This is a genomic window from Fructobacillus ficulneus (assembly GCF_001047075.2).
Lineage (GTDB): Bacteria > Bacillota > Bacilli > Lactobacillales > Lactobacillaceae > Fructobacillus > Fructobacillus ficulneus.
In genome coordinates this window covers 84,939-101,315 of record NZ_DF968001.1, presented here as the reverse complement: position 1 = coordinate 101,315, position 16,377 = coordinate 84,939, and the positions used below count along the sequence as shown (strand labels likewise).

Annotated in this window: 26 protein-coding genes; 25 read left to right on the top strand and 1 reads right to left on the bottom strand. The window is 38.6% G+C overall.

What is annotated here, in order from left to right:
* Position 1: 1 nt before the first annotated feature.
* The 20 genes from AOQ29_RS03845 (at position 2) to AOQ29_RS03755 (ending at position 13,045) form a co-directional block, all read left to right on the top strand.
* Positions 2 to 331, top strand: coding sequence for a phage head-tail connector protein (locus tag AOQ29_RS03845; protein WP_061993218.1), 330 nt, complete (start codon positions 2 to 4; stop codon positions 329 to 331).
* 274 nt (positions 332 to 605) lie between these two features.
* Positions 606 to 989 (top strand): HK97-gp10 family putative phage morphogenesis protein, encoded by a 384-nt coding sequence (locus tag AOQ29_RS03840; protein ID WP_158530743.1) that lies wholly within the window; start codon positions 606 to 608, stop codon positions 987 to 989.
* Complete coding sequence (gene gp17 / locus AOQ29_RS03835; protein ID WP_061993216.1) at positions 986 to 1,369, top strand: tail completion protein gp17; 384 nt, start codon at positions 986 to 988, stop codon at positions 1,367 to 1,369. The genes AOQ29_RS03840 and gp17 overlap by 4 nt, the downstream gene beginning before the upstream one ends.
* Before the next feature lie 13 nt (positions 1,370 to 1,382).
* Entirely contained in the window at positions 1,383 to 1,952 is a 570-nt protein-coding gene (locus tag AOQ29_RS03830; RefSeq protein WP_061993215.1) for a phage major tail protein, TP901-1 family, read from the top strand.
* A 69-nt stretch (positions 1,953 to 2,021) separates the two neighbouring features.
* Positions 2,022 to 2,393 (top strand): tail assembly chaperone, encoded by a 372-nt coding sequence (locus AOQ29_RS03825; protein ID WP_061993214.1) that lies wholly within the window; start codon positions 2,022 to 2,024, stop codon positions 2,391 to 2,393.
* 65 nt (positions 2,394 to 2,458) lie between these two features.
* Positions 2,459 to 2,758: a hypothetical protein gene (locus AOQ29_RS03820; RefSeq protein ID WP_061993213.1), complete on the top strand. Its 300-nt coding sequence runs from the start codon at positions 2,459 to 2,461 to the stop codon at positions 2,756 to 2,758.
* 3 nt (positions 2,759 to 2,761) lie between these two features.
* On the top strand, positions 2,762 to 5,368 hold the full coding sequence (locus AOQ29_RS03815) for a phage tail protein (RefSeq protein WP_061993212.1): 2,607 nt from the start codon (positions 2,762 to 2,764) through the stop codon (positions 5,366 to 5,368).
* On the top strand, positions 5,365 to 6,084 hold the full coding sequence (locus tag AOQ29_RS03810) for a hypothetical protein (protein WP_061993211.1): 720 nt from the start codon (positions 5,365 to 5,367) through the stop codon (positions 6,082 to 6,084). The genes AOQ29_RS03815 and AOQ29_RS03810 overlap by 4 nt, the downstream gene beginning before the upstream one ends.
* On the top strand, positions 6,085 to 7,887 hold the full coding sequence (locus AOQ29_RS03805; RefSeq protein ID WP_061993210.1) for a phage tail spike protein: 1,803 nt from the start codon (positions 6,085 to 6,087) through the stop codon (positions 7,885 to 7,887).
* 4 nt (positions 7,888 to 7,891) lie between these two features.
* Positions 7,892 to 8,626 carry a hypothetical protein gene (locus AOQ29_RS03800; protein WP_061993209.1) on the top strand — a complete coding sequence of 245 codons (735 nt, stop codon included), beginning with the start codon at positions 7,892 to 7,894 and terminating at the stop codon, positions 8,624 to 8,626.
* A gap of 11 nt (positions 8,627 to 8,637) precedes the next feature.
* Positions 8,638 to 9,093 (top strand): hypothetical protein, encoded by a 456-nt coding sequence (locus AOQ29_RS03795; protein ID WP_061993208.1) that lies wholly within the window; start codon positions 8,638 to 8,640, stop codon positions 9,091 to 9,093.
* A gap of 16 nt (positions 9,094 to 9,109) precedes the next feature.
* Positions 9,110 to 9,427, top strand: coding sequence for a hypothetical protein (locus AOQ29_RS03790; protein WP_061993207.1), 318 nt, complete (start codon positions 9,110 to 9,112; stop codon positions 9,425 to 9,427).
* Positions 9,427 to 9,555: an XkdX family protein gene (locus AOQ29_RS03785; RefSeq protein ID WP_083989267.1), complete on the top strand. Its 129-nt coding sequence runs from the start codon at positions 9,427 to 9,429 to the stop codon at positions 9,553 to 9,555. Before AOQ29_RS03790 ends, AOQ29_RS03785 begins: the two co-directional genes overlap by 1 nt.
* A 36-nt stretch (positions 9,556 to 9,591) precedes the next feature.
* Positions 9,592 to 9,855, top strand: a complete 264-nt coding sequence (locus AOQ29_RS03780; protein ID WP_061993206.1) for a hypothetical protein — start codon at positions 9,592 to 9,594, stop codon at positions 9,853 to 9,855.
* Between the two features lie 2 nt (positions 9,856 to 9,857).
* Entirely contained in the window at positions 9,858 to 10,175 is a 318-nt protein-coding gene (locus AOQ29_RS03775; protein WP_061993205.1) for a phage holin, read from the top strand.
* 57 nt (positions 10,176 to 10,232) lie between these two features.
* Positions 10,233 to 11,153, top strand: a complete 921-nt coding sequence (locus AOQ29_RS03770; RefSeq protein ID WP_061993204.1) for an N-acetylmuramoyl-L-alanine amidase — start codon at positions 10,233 to 10,235, stop codon at positions 11,151 to 11,153.
* 202 nt (positions 11,154 to 11,355) lie between these two features.
* Positions 11,356 to 11,550 carry a hypothetical protein gene (locus AOQ29_RS07630; protein WP_148666484.1) on the top strand — a complete coding sequence of 65 codons (195 nt, stop codon included), beginning with the start codon at positions 11,356 to 11,358 and terminating at the stop codon, positions 11,548 to 11,550.
* A gap of 31 nt (positions 11,551 to 11,581) precedes the next feature.
* Complete coding sequence (locus AOQ29_RS03760; protein WP_061993202.1) at positions 11,582 to 12,007, top strand: helix-turn-helix domain-containing protein; 426 nt, start codon at positions 11,582 to 11,584, stop codon at positions 12,005 to 12,007.
* A gap of 520 nt (positions 12,008 to 12,527) precedes the next feature.
* Positions 12,528 to 12,698, top strand: coding sequence for a hypothetical protein (locus AOQ29_RS07685; protein ID WP_158530742.1), 171 nt, complete (start codon positions 12,528 to 12,530; stop codon positions 12,696 to 12,698).
* Positions 12,699 to 12,856: 158 nt separating this feature from the next.
* Positions 12,857 to 13,045 carry a hypothetical protein gene (locus AOQ29_RS03755; protein WP_061993201.1) on the top strand — a complete coding sequence of 63 codons (189 nt, stop codon included), beginning with the start codon at positions 12,857 to 12,859 and terminating at the stop codon, positions 13,043 to 13,045.
* 134 nt (positions 13,046 to 13,179) lie between these two features.
* Here AOQ29_RS03755 and AOQ29_RS03750 read toward each other — a convergent pair whose 3' ends face one another.
* Entirely contained in the window at positions 13,180 to 13,428 is a 249-nt protein-coding gene (locus tag AOQ29_RS03750; RefSeq protein WP_061993200.1) for a hypothetical protein, read from the bottom strand.
* A gap of 243 nt (positions 13,429 to 13,671) precedes the next feature.
* Between AOQ29_RS03750 and AOQ29_RS03745 the strand changes: the two genes are divergently transcribed.
* From AOQ29_RS03745 to AOQ29_RS03725, 5 genes are all read left to right on the top strand, one after another.
* The gene (locus AOQ29_RS03745; protein ID WP_061993199.1) at positions 13,672 to 14,256 is read left to right on the top strand and encodes an alpha-mannosyltransferase; all 585 of its coding nucleotides are present in this window, start codon (positions 13,672 to 13,674) and stop codon (positions 14,254 to 14,256) included.
* Between the two features lie 12 nt (positions 14,257 to 14,268).
* Positions 14,269 to 14,667, top strand: coding sequence for a hypothetical protein (locus tag AOQ29_RS03740; protein ID WP_061993198.1), 399 nt, complete (start codon positions 14,269 to 14,271; stop codon positions 14,665 to 14,667).
* Positions 14,645 to 15,055 (top strand): hypothetical protein, encoded by a 411-nt coding sequence (locus AOQ29_RS03735; RefSeq protein ID WP_061993197.1) that lies wholly within the window; start codon positions 14,645 to 14,647, stop codon positions 15,053 to 15,055. Before AOQ29_RS03740 ends, AOQ29_RS03735 begins: the two co-directional genes overlap by 23 nt.
* 229 nt (positions 15,056 to 15,284) lie before the next feature.
* Positions 15,285 to 15,821, top strand: coding sequence for an HdeD family acid-resistance protein (locus AOQ29_RS03730; protein WP_061993196.1), 537 nt, complete (start codon positions 15,285 to 15,287; stop codon positions 15,819 to 15,821).
* 98 nt (positions 15,822 to 15,919) lie between these two features.
* Positions 15,920 to 16,377: pyrimidine dimer DNA glycosylase/endonuclease V (locus AOQ29_RS03725; RefSeq protein ID WP_061993195.1), on the top strand; the 458-nt coding region annotated here is incomplete at its 3' end.

The window sequence follows — 16,377 nt, the reverse complement described above, 5'->3', positions numbered from 1 at the left end:
AATGGGTGATACACCAAGTGTTCTTGATACTGTCAAGACGTTAGCTGGTATCACAGACAACGTTCAAGACAATGTCATCACGACACTAGAAACGATGACAAGAAGCCAACTAGCTATGTTGGTTGATGAAACGACCGTTCCTGACAAATTAGAACCAATCATTCAGCATGTTGTTTTGGCACGTTACAACCGTCTTGGAAATGAGGGTTATTCTTCATTTTCACAAGAAGGGGAATCAATTAGCTATCCTAATAGCGACTTTGATGAATACGCAACGACCATTGCCCGATACATGTCTGAACGAAATCGTGGAAAGATTATCATGTGGTGACTAACTATGAGATATAACCAACGATTGACATTTGTCAGGCAAGAAAAAGGTTCGTTAGTTCATCAGCCACAAATATACCCAGTCAACGTGACTAGTTTAGGTTTTCAAGCACAGAATTTGGTGTTTGGATCCGCACAACGAGGTAGCGTTGCTGTTCGATTCCAAAATAAAGTTGATGTTCGGTCTGGTTTCTTTACAGTTGCTGGTAAGAACTATGAAATCAAGAATAGTAACTATACTGACCGGTCATCGACCATTTATGGGGTGGAATATCATGGCAGATTATAGTGTGAAGTTTCAAGGAATGGACGACTTAATCAAGCACATCGAAGAGATTGGCAAGATGAACACTGCACGAAAAATCGTGAAAGAATCGACTGTCAATGTTGCCAGAAAAAGTGCTGAACTTGTTCCAGTTGGATGGGGTGAACGTTATGAGGTTAAGACCAAAAAGCCAAAGGGCTACGTTGGTGGTACATTGAAACGTTCGCAAGTAATTAGTTATACCGGTTTGACCGGTGAAATTAAGTTTGGAACTGATTACGCTCAATACCAAGAATACGGGACACGTTTTATGCCGGCTAGGAAGTTTCTTGGAACACCGTTTATCAAAGAAAGAACTAGTTTCATAGCGAAACTAAAGAGGTTGGCGCAATGAGCAATAACCCGTACAACGAAATATTTCAGACAATAATAGAGCTGTCTCAGAAACAAGGATATGACACATTTGACTATTTGCCAGATGAAAATCAGTCATATCCTTTTGTTTTTGTCGGAAATCAGCAAAACACAGATATTCCAACCAAAGACAGGACACTTGGAACGACACACATCCAAATTGATGTGTATGCAGAGTTCAATTATCGGTCAGAAGTTGCGGACATTATTGATGATTTGCAGACAGCCATTGCTAGTAATGACACAACCGAACATTTCAAATACCGAGTGACGGACACAAGTAGTCAGATGATTCCTGATAGGACAACTGAAATTGCTTTGTGGCACGGAATTCTGGAAATGGATGTTCGTTATCTATAAAGGAGATTAAAGCATGAATACACCTGTTCAAGGTAAAGACAAAGTGTTGATGTTCCGCCTCTTTCAAGACAAAGATAAGGCAGATGCAACACGTTTAGCATTGCAAACGACTCATTCAATTAAGAACAGTCGTAAGAATGATACAACGGCCACGAAAGATGGTTCAGTTGTTTCAGTTGGTTCACTTGAAACGACCATCGACATTGAAGCCATTGCTTCTGATGACTTGACCAACCAAGTGTTGGCCTATGCACAGAAGAAGGGCTTGGCTTTGGAAGCATGGGAAATCGACTTTTCTCAAGCACCACAAAATGGCAAGTATGTAGCACAGTATGGTGTTGGATATTTGTCAGATTGGGAAACACCAGCTGATGTTGAATCTAACACGACTATCAAGACTACATTGACTATCAATGGTGAATTGGTCAAGGGACTTGCTACTGTTTCGGCAGTCGATGTTGCCACTGTGAAGAACTACTACCGTGACACGGTTAAGGGTGCTGTTGAAGTTGCACCAATTGATGAAACACCTGTTTACACATCAAACAGTTCATCAACGTCAACTGTTACACCATCTAAGTAACTGAAAATTTAATCGCCATTGAAATACACAATTCCTAACCGGGGCGGTTTTGATCGAAAGGATTTATTTATGACTCTTGAAATTAACGGACACGATTACGAATTGAAGATGACGTTTAAGGCACTAAAGGCTTTTGATATCGTCAATGATGATTTTCAAAAAAATACGGAAAAGATTGGAAACATTGTCATGGGCATTGTAGGTGGTGATGTGTTCGCTTTGAAATCTGCTTTGGTAGCCATGACAGGCAATTCATCAAACACGGTCCAAGAAGATTTGGAAAACGCTGACAATTTAGATGATGCATTTGGTGCGGTTGAAAATTTATTACTGGAAAGTCCACTAACAAAGAAGACAGTCAAGATGGTTTACGAACCAATCAAGGATGGGTTCAAGCAAGCGGAAGAGAAAATGATGAAAGCCGTTCAAGAAGCAAAATAAATTACTCTACGTTATTGCGTAGGGCTTTTTTTGTTTGCCCAACTTTTACGCTCGAGCAGGTCGAAATGATGACCGTTGATGAATTGCTAATTCGTGAGAAAGCTAATGCTTTACATGAAATTGATAAGCAAGAGCTAATGACTAATTTTGCCTTTATTAATGCCACTGTTAATGGTTCAGATAAGAATGGTAATCCACTTGTTAAAAAGCCAACTGATATAGCTGATTACGATAAATTGAGAAATCAAATCACTGGCGAACACAAGAATGACGATTCAAAAAAGGTAAATAAGTATAAAAAATTATCTGATCGTGCAAAACGAGCACGAGAGGAAGCAATTAAAGAATTAAAGAAAGGGGGATGATAAATGGCTGAAAGTTATGGTATTTCAGCGACATTCTCGCTGAAAGATATGTTTTCTGGTCCGCTCGATAAAATCAATCGGAGCATGCAAGATGTATCAGAACAACCCAAGAAAATAACAGCTAGTCTAATGGACATGGCTAAAGGAGCTGGTGTTTTCACTGTTGTTCAAAAAGGTTTAGACGTTGTTAAAGACAGCGTTTCAAGTGCCGTTGGTCGATTCGATACATTGAACCAATATCCAAAAGTCATGAAACAGATGGGATATACCACCAATGACACACAAGAAGCTGTCAAACTGTTAAAAGCTGGAATTGATGGTTTGCCAACTACATTGCAAGATATCACTAAGAATGCACAAAGCTTTTCAATCTTAACTGGTTCAGCAAAAGCTGGTGCTGAAACTGCCAATGCTTTGAATGATGCTTTTTTGGCATCTGGAGCAAGTTCAGCTGATGCCAGTCGTGGGGTTGAACAGTATAGTCAAATGCTGGCGGCCGGAAAAGTTGATATGCAGTCTTGGCGGACATTGACTGAAACAATGCCATACGCTTTGAATGAGGTTGCTAAGTCATTTGGCTTTACTGGAAAATCGGCACAGAAAGATTTGTATAACGCTCTTCAAAAAGGAACGATTACAACTGATCAGATGAACCAAAAGTTCATTGAATTAGATGGTGGTGTCAATGGTTTTGCAAGTACGGCACGAACAGCAACAGGTGGTATCGGTACTTCATTCACCAACATGCGTAATGCAGTTGTCAATGGAATGGCTAACACTATCACAGCTATTGATAACGGTATTAAGTCAGCTGGTGTAAATGGTGGTATTGCTGGTATTTTCAACCAAGCAAAAGTTGCTATCAATGATAGTTTCAAAACTATCAACGCTTCAATTCAAGGTGCTATGCCGACAATTGTTCAAGCGTTTAAGCAAATAGCTGATGTTATAGCTGGATTAGTTAGCTTTGTTAAAAGCAACAAAGATTGGATAACACCACTAATCGCTGGAGTAGTTTCGGCAACACTTGCATTTAAGGGATTTGTTGCTGTCACAAAAACAATTGCTGTTATTAGTAGCGTTTCTAAAGAAATCCAATTAGTTGTTTTTGCTTTTAAGAATGTAAAGCAAGAAATAGGTGCAGCCAAGGCGGCCATGGTTGCTTTTAATGTTGCTACTGGTGCAAACCCATTTGTGGCAATTGGTATGGCAATTGTGGCAGTTATCGGTGCATTAACATGGTTCTTCACTTCAACAAAAACCGGGCAACAAATGTGGTCCGGATTTGTAAATTGGCTGTCAGGCGCTTGGAAAGGATTGGTAAACGTTGCAACGACGGTTTGGAATGCTATTACTGATGTATTCACTTCAGCAGTTAAATTTATTCAACCAGTATGGCAACCGGTTGCTGAATTTTTTGGAAAATTGTGGAACGGTATTGTATCGGTAGCCGTTAACACATGGAAATCATTTGTAGAAAGCGTTAAGCCACTGGCCGATTCATTTATGAATATCTGGTCAGCTATTAAGCAAGCTTTCCCGGTCATTTTAGCTGGAATAGCAATTGCTTTTGCACCAATTATCGTGTCGATTACAGCTTTGGTGGGTTATATAACTCTTGCATTTAATTTCTTAGTTCCATTCTTACAAGGAGTATGGCAGGCCATTCAGATGGTAATTGTTCCAATCCTTGGAGCAATTGTAAATGGAATTGGAATGTGGTTAAGTGTTGCGTTTAATATCATTTCAACAGTATTAAATTCAATCATGATCACATTTACAACGGTATTCAATATCATTGCAACCGTTATTTCAGTCGTATGGAATAACATTGTTATTATCATCTCTACTGCAATCAATATCATTGCTAACATCATCAGTTTCATCACTAATCTTCTGACTGGAAATTGGTCAGGTGCAATGAACTCACTGGCTAATATCGCCACAGCTATTTGGAACGCCATCAAGGGTATCTTTACAAATAGTTTGAACGGTATTGTTCAGATTGTCGGCGCAATCGGCGGTTGGATTTCTAGCCAGTTTTCAAATGCAATCAGTGGAATGGGCGCAATTGTTAATTCGATTGTCAATGGTGTCAAAAACACATTTAGTTCATTGTCACATATTGATTTGCTTGGAGCTGGTAAAGCAATTATTGATGGCTTCATTAAGGGACTTACATCAGCATGGGATGCTGGTAAGAAGTTTGTGTCTGGTATCGCTGATTGGATTAAAGAACATAAAGGGCCGATCAGTTATGATGCCCGTCTTTTGATTCCGGCAGGTAATGCCATCATGGACGGACTGAACCAAGGATTGAATGACTCCTTCAAGGATGTTCAGTCAAATGTAGCTGGTATGGCGGACGATTTGCAGACTAACTTCAGTGGACAGCTAAGCGCTAACACAACAGCAACAAGTAGTAACTATAGTTCGGTTGAACTAAATGCAAATGGTTCAACAAATGGACTATTGCAAGAATTAGTTCAAGCAGTGAAAAATGGTCATGTTATCGCAATTGACAGTCAAAAGCTCATCGGCGCAACAGCTAATGGCTATGATGGTGCGTTGGGTAACATTATGACAGACAGGAGTCGGAATCAACTATGATTGAAATCACTGAATATATTGAATTTGGTCAATTCAACTCAAAAGATGAAGGCTTTTATCTTATCGACCGGTCAGCTGATACGCCATCTGAAAAGACGGTGACAGAAAATCTGAACTACTCAAATGGTGTCTTGGATTTTTCAAATATCACGGGCGAGCGGTTTTATAATCAACGGACTATCACTTATAAATTTTCAATCTTCAATGTCGATTACGACACACGAAAAGCAATTGAAAACAAGTGCAAGCGGTTGTTGATGCAACCAGTCGATACACGATTATACGATAGCCATGACCGAGGATATTACTGGGTTGGTAAGGTGCAGTCCGTGAAAGCTGACGATGATGCCGGCGGTAGAACATTGTCACTGACAGTTGATTTTTCATTATATCCATTTGCTATAAAGAACAATACTGATGTTGATACGTTTGATGATTGGGATAATTTCGACCTGATAAACGACTTCATGCAACCATTTTCGTACAGTGTTCAAAACACCATGGATATTGATTTGATGAACATCGGCGAAAACTCATTAAGTCCATCAGTTGTTACTAGTGGGCCAATTACTATCGTCAAAAACGGTCAATCATACACGTTTGATGCAACAAAAAGCAAGGATTATTTGTTTAGTTTAGAGTCAGGCAATAATCACATTACGGTGCATGGAACGGCTACAGTTCGTTTTGTCATTCAAAGTGAGGTGTTGCTATAAATGTATCGAGTAATTGTATATAAGAATGCTAACGACACGACTGGACAGGTTTTACACGAACCAAAGAACTTTGGGAACAAGGTGTTAGATGGTTCAGTCGATTTGCTGTTCAACGGTGTATCGACTGCTTCATTCACTATCGCCATGGATAACAGCCTGTATCGGCAATCAGAGGCCATTGCGAACCTGGTTAAGGTGGTTGATACTGGCACAGGTAAAGCGGTGTTTGATGGCCGTATCGTCAAGATAGACGGTTCATTTAGCAATACACACACACAAGTTATCCAAGCGGAAGACTGTTTGGCGTATTTGCATGACAGCACGCAAGTATATCGCAAGGTGCAAAACACGAGCATTCGTGACTTCTTGCAAATGATTATCGACACACACAACAGCCAAGTTGAAAGTTGGAAACAGTTCAAACTAGGCAGTGTGACTGTGACTAATTCAACTGATAATGTGTATCGGTTCACTGATGATGCAACGGACACTTTTGACACAATTAAAGACAAACTGATAAGTCGCTTAGGTGGCTTTTTAATTTGGCATCGTGATGATAGTGGCCAGTTAGTGTTGGACTATCTAAGTTCAGTTGGTGAACATATCGACACACCCATTAAATTAGGTAAGAACTTGAAAAGTGCGAAACGTGAATATGATGTGCGTGACATCATCACAAGATTAGTGCCAGTCGGTGCAACTATTCAAGAAACATCAGATAATAGTTTATCAGGTGATTCTGCACAGCCGCACGTGACGATTGAGTCAGTGAATAGCGGTGTTCGGTATTTGTCTGATAGCGCCTTAGAAAATCGGTTTGGGATTATCCAAAAGGCGGTCAGCTGGAATAATGTCAATGTGCCAAGTATCTTGATGTCGAAAGGTCAGGACTATTTAACAAACCAACGTGTTGGATTGCTGACATGGACAGTCGATGTGGTGGATATTTCACTACTTGATGATAGTTATAAGACCTTTGACTTGGGTAATTATTATCCAATTCGTGACGATTTTATCAATGTGACTGAAGAACTACAGGTAGTGGAAAAGAAAATTGACATCACACGGCCACACGCCTTGTCGTTGAAAATTGGTACACAGAATCGGACATTTTCACAGTACCAATTAGACTACCAAGCATCTATCAACTACATGCAAGAACAGATTAAGCAGTCAATGCAGAATAATACTGTTCAATATTACGATGGCAACATCATTGATGTATCGGAATGGCAGAAAACGATAGACTGGCAAGCAGTTGTTGGCGCTGGGTTAGGGTTGGCCATTGTTCGAGTTCAGTACGGTTCAGGGCATGAAGACCTGACGTATAAGGACAACATTAAGGGGCTGATGCAGTTATCGGCTAACTATGCTGTGTATTCTTATATGACAGCAGGGACAGCGACTGAGGCCGTGACAGAGGCTACTAATTTATATAACCGTACACAAGCGGTTGTTGGTACTGGTAAACAACCGCGGTTCTACATGATAGATGTGGAGGCTGCCAATGGTTCAGATATGAGAGGTGCTGTAGAATCCTATATGAACCAATTGAACAGCCTGGGTGTGCCAGATAACAAGATAGTCTTGTATGTTGCTAACCAGCTATACACACAATTGAACCTGAATGTTAGTCGTGCGGGGTCTGTAATTGTTCCGGCATACCGTGACACACCACCTGACCACGATTATGATTTGTGGCAGTACACAAGCACAGGTTCAGTCAGTGGTATTACTGGCAACGTTGATATGAGTAAGAATTATTCAGATAGGTTTAAGAACCAATATTTGAGAAAGGAGTAATTGAATGGCTGACAATAACACATTTGTTGACACAACACCAACAGCTGGTAATGGTGATGAATATCGTGACCCGTCACATATTCCTGACCAAAATGGATTTACTGGCGACATTCAAAACGGTATTGTCGATGCAAAAAGCCGGACATTGGCAACTTGGTTGCGACAAAAGCAGTGGGGCATTGATGTTCGTGAAGCAATGGCGCTGTTCGTGGAATGGCTCTCCACCAAGTGGGCCAGCAACAAAGCCATGATTGACGATAACGTCAGTCGACAAACGGCCGTTGAACAACGCCAGACTGATTTGGAAGGTAAGTTCACCAACGTCATCAGTTCGGCAACAAGTGATAGTGAAGTGATTGATGCCCGTGACAGTGCCAATTTCGGAAAGTTTGGCACGATAGATGCGCGCTTTGAAAATATTGAAGCACTAATTACTAAATACGTGCCACAAGGGTTTGAAGTCGCTATCAACCACAACTTAAACCGCATGCCACAGGTAAGTGTATTCACTTACGATTGGGCAATCGGAACGGAAACAAACGGTCTTGATACTGCACCTAGTGGACTATTTGGAGGTTCGCAACCGGTATCAGTATCAAATCAAGTTGTCTATTCTGACGTGAACAACGTCAAGGTGATTTTGCCCGCTGACTATCAGCAAGGCGGAACACTAGAACATCACAACGGCGTTTGGTACTTAATTGACGGAATCAAGACATTAAAATTTGTCTTATCTTAAGGAGGTAAAACATGCAACAGATTTTTAAAGGTATGGATAATGGTGCATCCACTATTGATGCCAATTTCAAAGAGCTTACAAGTACCAGTTATAGTCCAACGGTTCAAGACTTGACTGTAAATGGTCAATTAGTAGTAAACCCTAACCAAACAGAAAAAATAGCTAAATTCATGGACAATTCATCAAAGCTAATGGTTGAAGCGCATCGGATGAATAATACTGTTTCTGTTAAATTTAACGGGTACGTCCAGGGTCTTAGTGCAAATAATTTGATGGGAACAATGCCGATCGGATATCGTCCATCTGTTGAAACAAGATTCCCAGTTATTTCAGTTTGGTCTAAATTTATGATGTTTGTTATCAAGACCGATGGAACAATTATGACAACATCACTTGCTGAAGACGACAACACCCACGGTGTTGAAGGTTCAGTTATCTATCAAACAAAAGATAGCTTCCCATCTTGATAGAAAGGAATAAAACATGGCAGAAAAACAATGGTATTTTAAATTTGACCCAGCAACCAAAGAATTTATTCCTGGTGCTGTTTTCACAGAAGAACAGCCAGATAATTCAACAACGGTTGACCCAGCAACGTCTGGTTATATTGAACCGACATGGAACGGTTCAGCATGGACTGGTACTGTGACACGTGAACAATGGGTGCAACAGCAACAAGCACAACAACAATCAACACCAGACCCTTATCAGCAACAGATAAGCACGGTTGCTAACCAATTGTTGAAGCAAAACATTACCTTATCACAACGGGTAGCTGTACTGGAGAAGGAGGCTAAGTAATGTTTGATATTTTAAAGTCGTGGTATGAAATGGGCCTACAGACTAACGATAGTTTGAAAGATTGGGTTATCGTTCAAGCAATTACTGCTGACCAGTTCCAACAAATTACTGGTGTTGTTTACCAGTAGAATCAGAAAACGTGGGGGAAGGAGGACAGATATAAGATGTTATCTGTTCAAAATATAGGGGATGTTTCATCACTGGTGACTATCTGTGGTGCAATCCTTGCCGGCTTGGGATGGGGATTTAAGGCAATTGTCTTGAATCCCCTTTTACGTGAAATCAAATACCTAACCGACCAATTCAAGGGTTTAAATGACACGTTACGGGAAATCCGTTCACATTCTGATGAACTGGAAGACCGTGTAAACACTCATGAAGTTCAAATTGGACGGTTACAGGTATTAATAGGAAAAACGGAGGAATAATAATGGACACAAATTTGCTTACTGCATTGGCTACAATCTTAACGCCATTCTTGGCATACGTATCACACAGCGCTGTTCAGTTTTTGAAGACAAAAACTAAGAATGGCAATTTGCAAATGCTTCTTACTTGGGCGGATCAAGCTGTCTCGATGGCAGAATCAACTACATTGGCTGGCCCTGATAAGAAGGCACAGGCCATGCAATTGGTCACTAGTCGCCTAGTGGCTAATAAGTTGACTGGCAAGTTCTCACAAGAACAAATCGGCGCTGTGGTAGAACAAGCGGTTATTCGTTTGAACGCCATCGGCACAACTAAATAATTGAACACTAGGACATCCATTTATTGGATGTCTTTTTTATATAGGAGGAAAAAACACATGACAGTATCAGGATTGGCAACGCCTTACGGATTTCAGTCGTTTCCTAATTACACGGCAGGTCGTCAGGGAAACTCAATTAATAAAATTGTAATCCACCACATGGCGACTACTGATTATGATTCAGTTCCCGGTATTTGGAACAGTCGCCAGGCTTCAGCACATTATGGTATCGGTAAGAACGGTGAAATTCGAGCATATGTTGATGAAGATAATACAGCTTGGCATGCTGGTGACTGGAATGCTAACTTGACATCAATTGGAATTGAACATTGTAACATCAACGGCGCACCAACTTATGACATTGCACAAGCAACGGTGGAAGCATCGGCTAAATTGGTAGCAGACATTGCTAACCGTTACGGTTTGGGTCTAGTTGTACCTGGCAAGAACTTGTTCCCACACTCTGACTTCACTTCAACTGCATGTCCTGGACAATTGCGTGGTAAGTTGCAAGAAATTGCCGACCGAGCAAACGCCATCAATGCAGGCGGTAACTATGTGCCATCACAATCAGCACCAACATCAACTTCACAGCCAACGGCATCTAGTTCAACTGGTAAGACTTACATCGACAACTTCAAGAACGGTGGTGACCGTTTCGTCTTGCAAGGCACGATGGTCAACAACCACACGGAATTGCAAAACGGAATCTACCAATCAGAAATTGATGAATTGACTGCCGACCCGTTTGACTGGACAGATAACGGTATTCCAACTAAATTGTTGGATGATTTATCTGATCCCGCTGGTCGGTCGTTCAACGATGGTGCAACGGTTCGTTTCAAGGCTGAATATCAACGTGGAACAATTGACAAATATTTGCCAAATGTTGGTGACAACGGGGCAGTCGGAATTGATTTCTTAGACGGTAATGGAATCATTTGGTTCGATGCCAAGAAGTTCTGGGAACATGCGTAATCAATGGGGCATTGCCCCGTAAATATGATACAATTTAGATAACTCTTTTCGAGAGTTCTTGACTATGAGGCCTGCAATTGTGCGGGTCTTTTTTTGTTGCCTAAAAATAAATAAAAAAACTTTCGCAAAAGGTGTTTACATTATAGTACTTATGTACTATACTATACATATAGTCAAGAACAGAAAGAAAGAGGAAAATATTATGAACGAACGATACGTGTTGAAGACAGTTACACCTGAAAGAATTAAGGATTTAATTCGTGCCACTTATGAAGGTGAAGAATTGATGATGCTTGATGGATGTGAAATGAAGATTTGGCGCGACTGTGGTCGCCGTCAAGTATCAGACGATGAATTGTTTCATACACTAGACATGATGGTATGTAGCATGGTCTAAAGCCTTAGGGCTTTTTTATTTGGGGATTACTATGGAAATTAAACAAAAAATTGAAATACTATTCAATAGCGGATTAAGTGGATATGCTATCGCTAAGGAAACAGGTGTCAACCAGTCTTCAATTAGTAAATTTATGAATGGCACACGTCCAATTGAAAATATGACACTTGAAACGGCTCAAAAACTATCTGACCTATACGACAAAAGAATCAACGATGTTGAACTGCCAGCAAATTACGATGTCATCAAGAAAGTGTTCCGATTGGAATTTAAAGAAATTCTTGAAAGTCAATTGGACTTATACAAGGAATCACCAAACACTGACGACAAGTTGATGTTCAATTATTTGTATCATGAATTTGATAAAGTGATGCACGATAATCAAACCATTTATGAAATCGGTGATTTGGTCAACAATATGGTTGAACCAAGTCAACAAATGATTGATGAATTATAATGCACGGTATTTACACGTATTTTTGTTAAAACACTGATAAATGTACATTTTCAATACCGCTAGTCGGCATTTTGCATAAAAACGTTAATACAAGTAAAACCGCTTTATACCGGGTGAAGGCCTGGTGTAGAGCGGTTTTTCTGTGGTTTATTGAATTGTTTTTTTAGACATCCTCCACACTAGTTGCAATAAAAATAATAATATTTTATACTTTAGGCGTCAGATAACTTGAGAGGGATAAAGCTGGGTTCGCGGATGCGAGTAGGTTGGCGTTGCTAACTAAGAATTCCTTTGCTCCCGGGGTTATCTTTTTTTATTTGATATTTTTTGCAGCGTTCTTGCTACGTGAAATGGACTCATATTCCGTGAGATATACAACTTTCGGGTGCAAGCTATGAACAACGAATTTTCATCAAAGGAATAAATGGTGAACAAAGGATTGTAACAACTGGCTGGATATTAGACGATGATGGACTGAGACTTACTAGTGCATATATTAATACCAAAAAGGATGGTTAGTATGATTTTTAAACAATATGATTATGTTGAATTAAATGATGGCCGTAAGATGGTGATAGTTGAACCTTTGGCTGACAAAGATCACTATGTTGGAGAAGTCATGGATAATGATGGTAATACACTAGATTTAGCGATTGTTGCTATTAGAGATGTTATCCGAGTTATTTCTTAATAACTAACAAGCACTCACGTTTGTGAGTGCTTGTTCTATCGGAAATCGAAAAAATGACGTTCTCAGCCACCGCATCAACCTATAAAGACAGGTTGGATTCTTGGGCCGTAGGATTTTAGGTTGACTAGTATCTATATTGATATGAAAGGACGAAGTTAATGATAATCCATGAAAATGATGTTGTTCGCTTAAAAGATGGGCGAACAACAGTAATCGCAAATGTTCTTAGTAATGGTTTTTATCTTGCTGAATTTGTGGCTGATAATAATCTTGGCGATGAACCGACTGGTTACGAAGAAATTGAAAAAAGTGATATTGAAGAAATAACATATCATGCAAAGTGTTGATATTTTGTAGCATTATTCCATTTGATTTTTGATGAATCTATTTCTATTTTATTAGCCACATAATTAGTGTGGGTAACATGCCTCCTATAAGACCAAGGACTGATGGAACGACAATATTCCAGACGATTTTATTGTTAAAATTGATCTTTTTTTAAATCAAAATATGTTGATCCAGAAGTGGTTATACAGTATACAGCCGTCATTTTTTCTATGTATTTTGCGTCTGTCAGTTCTGATAATGCAATTTCTGTTCTCTTTTCTCCTTTGATAGGAGATTTACTAAATATTTCACCTTCAGAAAAATAAGAAACATGGGGGTTAATGGGGTCAAAGTTATTATTTATAAAACTTTTAAGAAGTAGTTCAGCATTTTTGGTAAGCACGATATTCTCCATATTCTAAATAATTAAAGCATATCAGAAGGTCGATAAACGTCATAATTGTAGTTAATTTTAAGTTAATGGATATTTTAGTTAAATCAATGATTTCGGTCTCAATAGTGTAAAAACAATTTAATATATTGACAATATATTGAAAAATATTAAAATCATAGGTAGATGAATATACGACTGGTTAAGATTGCATTTACAAAATTAATTGTTAAGTTAAATTAAGAGGGAATGAAAATGACGTATTCCATTCCGGTATATCATATTGATACTAACGATAGGATTGATAAATATATCAAAGACGAAATTTTTTTGAAATCTCTTGAAGATGGTGATTGGCTTGGATCCGGTATGTATTTTTGGGATAATAGGGCTAATATGAATTACTGGTATCGAATTAAAGCAAAGAAATTTCCATCAAAAAATTTTGCCGGTGTTCAAGTTCAACAAAATTTTTTAGAGGAAGAATTGCTGGATTTAACAGATACTGAAACTTTATCAAAGATTCTTGGCTACGTTGATTTTATCGGTAAAATGCGATCAAGTACTGCTGATATTGAAAAACATTTCGGGGCGCTGTTAAACGCCCTGTATAAAATGATAGAATTGAAGCCTGAATTATTTGATTTTTCGTTTTCTGTGATTCGGGGTAGTGGAATGTATGGTAAAACTAAAATCAGGAATAATGAAAAACAGCTGATTGACGAAAAATTAACAACATTTCCCCATTTGACAGCACAAGTGAAAACAATTTATCTGTTTAAACATGATGACTTTGCTGTTAAAGGGACAAAGAAAAAAATAGATATATCAACAAAGTAGTTAGGAGGAAATATGAAATTACCAACATTAAAAGAGTTTGAACACTCAATAGCAAAATTGAACCAAGCCGATTTGGATAACATTTTAAATCAATTAGACGAAGAAATACGTAAAATTGACGAAGATAATGATTCTGAGTCAAGATTCACTTTGTATTTTCCCAGAGATTCAAATATATCAATGTTATCAGGACAATTGAATAATAAGACCAAGTTTTTATTATCAAAAAATACTTTTTATACACAAGAAAAGATAGAAATTAATAACTATGATTATTTTTTTGAAAATAGTTATAATTTTCTGAATATAAAAAATCTTATTTTACGGCCTATTAATTTTAGATTCGAAAGCAATCAAGAGGTTTGGAATTTTGAAGAAGGGAAAGTAGATGACAAGACTTTTGTATTCTAAAAATAGGGTTTATAACATTAATTATAATTTCAATCCTGATAAAAGTTTTGAAAACCACGAGAAAGTCAAAATTTCTTTGATTAATGCTAAAGTTGGGTTTCCAGATAAGGGGCCATGGGATGAAGCTATAATCAATATTGATGTTGGTGTAGAAACTAAAGTAAACGAAGAAATGTTTCGTACTTTATCTTTTTCAGTGAGATTCTTCTTTAAAATTAAAGGCGATATTGAAAATGTTACTGAAAAATTTGTGATGGATCAAGGTTACGGTACGATTATGAGCAATATTCAAGCACTAATTAAATCTATTTCAGAAATTGGTGGTAATATACCTATTATCATCAATGATATAAATCCTAATATTGAAAATATAACCGATGTCGAATAAAGTAATTATTTTTAAAGACCAATTAAATTTTTGACTTGAACCTCGGAATTTGGATAACCAAATTCGGGATTCATAGCAAGCACTCAAATTTTGAGTGCTTTTTTGATCATTCTATGGCTTTTTTCCATACCTAAGTAGAGTCATCTTTATTCTCATTACAAATTACTTGTCATTTATTTCACATTTAGGTTATAATTGATAAATAAACGAAACAAAAGGAGAGAGTGAAATGCAAGATGATTTTGCAATGAAGATGAAGCGAACAGTTGGTTTTGATGGACTGATTTCAACATTGATTGGGGCCTTTATCGTATTCTGGCCAGGGGCCAGCGTTAAACTTTTGGCCAGCATAATCGGAGTAGCGTTATTGATTCTTGGAGGAGTTAAGTTACTCTTTGCCTTGAATGGTAGTGAAACAAAGAAGAGTACTAAGCTTTATGATGTTTTGGTTGCAATTCTTTATTTGGTCGCTGGATTATTTGTTTTCATCGACATGGAAGCTGCATCATTCTCATTATTGTTGGTTGTCGGCGTTTTGACCGGAATTACCTGGTTAGTTGAAGGAATTATTCAAATCGTTGTTGTTAACCGCTTGGGCGGCAACCACGTCTGGCACTTTATTTCAGCCTTAATCAGTGCCTTAGCCGGAATGTCTTTGATTTTTAGTCCCTTTGTTGGTGGACTCTTAGTTTGGATGTTCTTAGGAGTTATGTTGCTAATCGTGGGAATCTTCAAGTTGGTCCACTACTTTACGATTGGTAAGTAAGACTAGTTAGGATAAAATCCTATCAAATTAACGAGTGCCTTGATGTCCTGCAACCATTAAGCGCTAACTTGAATTCAAGTTGCAAATGAGGGAAACAAATGCGGTTATGGCACTATCAGTTGATCAAAGATTTATCGCGCAACCATATTCTTGGTCAGTGGCGTGAGTGCTTGGCCATTACGGGCGCAATTGCGAAACATGGTCAAGTTAACCATGCAACTGTTAATCGGTTGAATGATTATCCGATTGAGCATTTACAGGTCTATATTCAACTTGTTAAAGACGAGATGGGGCGGCGTGGCTATCGAGTGACAGAAAAGTCCCATCAAAAGCTAATCAATGATATTGCCTTCGATTGGGACCAACCGGTTTCTTACACTCAGAATCAAGACGGTGTCGTGACCTTACCTGATGGACAGAATTTATTTGCTGGTTTTCATGATCGACGGTACTGGTTACAAAACCTTTATATGATGCAGGAAAAGTATGATACCCAACAAATCGAAGCTGAGGTCTGGCAGGACATGATTCGTGATTATCCAGGTGATGAATTTTC

Bases quoted from the DNA above. Each gene is read 5' to 3' on its own strand.
- AOQ29_RS03845 (WP_061993218.1), top strand. From the start codon at position 2: ATGGGTGATACACCAAGTGTTCTTGATACTGTCAAGACGTTAGCTGGT.
- AOQ29_RS03840 (WP_158530743.1), top strand. From the start codon at position 606: ATGGCAGATTATAGTGTGAAGTTTCAAGGAATGGACGACTTAATCAAG.
- gp17 (WP_061993216.1), top strand. From the start codon at position 986: ATGAGCAATAACCCGTACAACGAAATATTTCAGACAATAATAGAGCTG.
- AOQ29_RS03830 (WP_061993215.1), top strand. From the start codon at position 1,383: ATGAATACACCTGTTCAAGGTAAAGACAAAGTGTTGATGTTCCGCCTC.
- AOQ29_RS03825 (WP_061993214.1), top strand. From the start codon at position 2,022: ATGACTCTTGAAATTAACGGACACGATTACGAATTGAAGATGACGTTT.
- AOQ29_RS03820 (WP_061993213.1), top strand. From the start codon at position 2,459: ATGATGACCGTTGATGAATTGCTAATTCGTGAGAAAGCTAATGCTTTA.
- AOQ29_RS03815 (WP_061993212.1), top strand. From the start codon at position 2,762: ATGGCTGAAAGTTATGGTATTTCAGCGACATTCTCGCTGAAAGATATG.
- AOQ29_RS03810 (WP_061993211.1), top strand. From the start codon at position 5,365: ATGATTGAAATCACTGAATATATTGAATTTGGTCAATTCAACTCAAAA.
- AOQ29_RS03805 (WP_061993210.1), top strand. From the start codon at position 6,085: ATGTATCGAGTAATTGTATATAAGAATGCTAACGACACGACTGGACAG.
- AOQ29_RS03800 (WP_061993209.1), top strand. From the start codon at position 7,892: ATGGCTGACAATAACACATTTGTTGACACAACACCAACAGCTGGTAAT.
- AOQ29_RS03795 (WP_061993208.1), top strand. From the start codon at position 8,638: ATGCAACAGATTTTTAAAGGTATGGATAATGGTGCATCCACTATTGAT.
- AOQ29_RS03790 (WP_061993207.1), top strand. From the start codon at position 9,110: ATGGCAGAAAAACAATGGTATTTTAAATTTGACCCAGCAACCAAAGAA.
- AOQ29_RS03785 (WP_083989267.1), top strand. From the start codon at position 9,427: ATGTTTGATATTTTAAAGTCGTGGTATGAAATGGGCCTACAGACTAAC.
- AOQ29_RS03780 (WP_061993206.1), top strand. From the start codon at position 9,592: ATGTTATCTGTTCAAAATATAGGGGATGTTTCATCACTGGTGACTATC.
- AOQ29_RS03775 (WP_061993205.1), top strand. From the start codon at position 9,858: ATGGACACAAATTTGCTTACTGCATTGGCTACAATCTTAACGCCATTC.
- AOQ29_RS03770 (WP_061993204.1), top strand. From the start codon at position 10,233: ATGACAGTATCAGGATTGGCAACGCCTTACGGATTTCAGTCGTTTCCT.
- AOQ29_RS07630 (WP_148666484.1), top strand. From the start codon at position 11,356: ATGAACGAACGATACGTGTTGAAGACAGTTACACCTGAAAGAATTAAG.
- AOQ29_RS03760 (WP_061993202.1), top strand. From the start codon at position 11,582: ATGGAAATTAAACAAAAAATTGAAATACTATTCAATAGCGGATTAAGT.
- AOQ29_RS07685 (WP_158530742.1), top strand. From the start codon at position 12,528: ATGATTTTTAAACAATATGATTATGTTGAATTAAATGATGGCCGTAAG.
- AOQ29_RS03755 (WP_061993201.1), top strand. From the start codon at position 12,857: ATGATAATCCATGAAAATGATGTTGTTCGCTTAAAAGATGGGCGAACA.
- AOQ29_RS03745 (WP_061993199.1), top strand. From the start codon at position 13,672: ATGACGTATTCCATTCCGGTATATCATATTGATACTAACGATAGGATT.
- AOQ29_RS03740 (WP_061993198.1), top strand. From the start codon at position 14,269: ATGAAATTACCAACATTAAAAGAGTTTGAACACTCAATAGCAAAATTG.
- AOQ29_RS03735 (WP_061993197.1), top strand. From the start codon at position 14,645: ATGACAAGACTTTTGTATTCTAAAAATAGGGTTTATAACATTAATTAT.
- AOQ29_RS03730 (WP_061993196.1), top strand. From the start codon at position 15,285: ATGCAAGATGATTTTGCAATGAAGATGAAGCGAACAGTTGGTTTTGAT.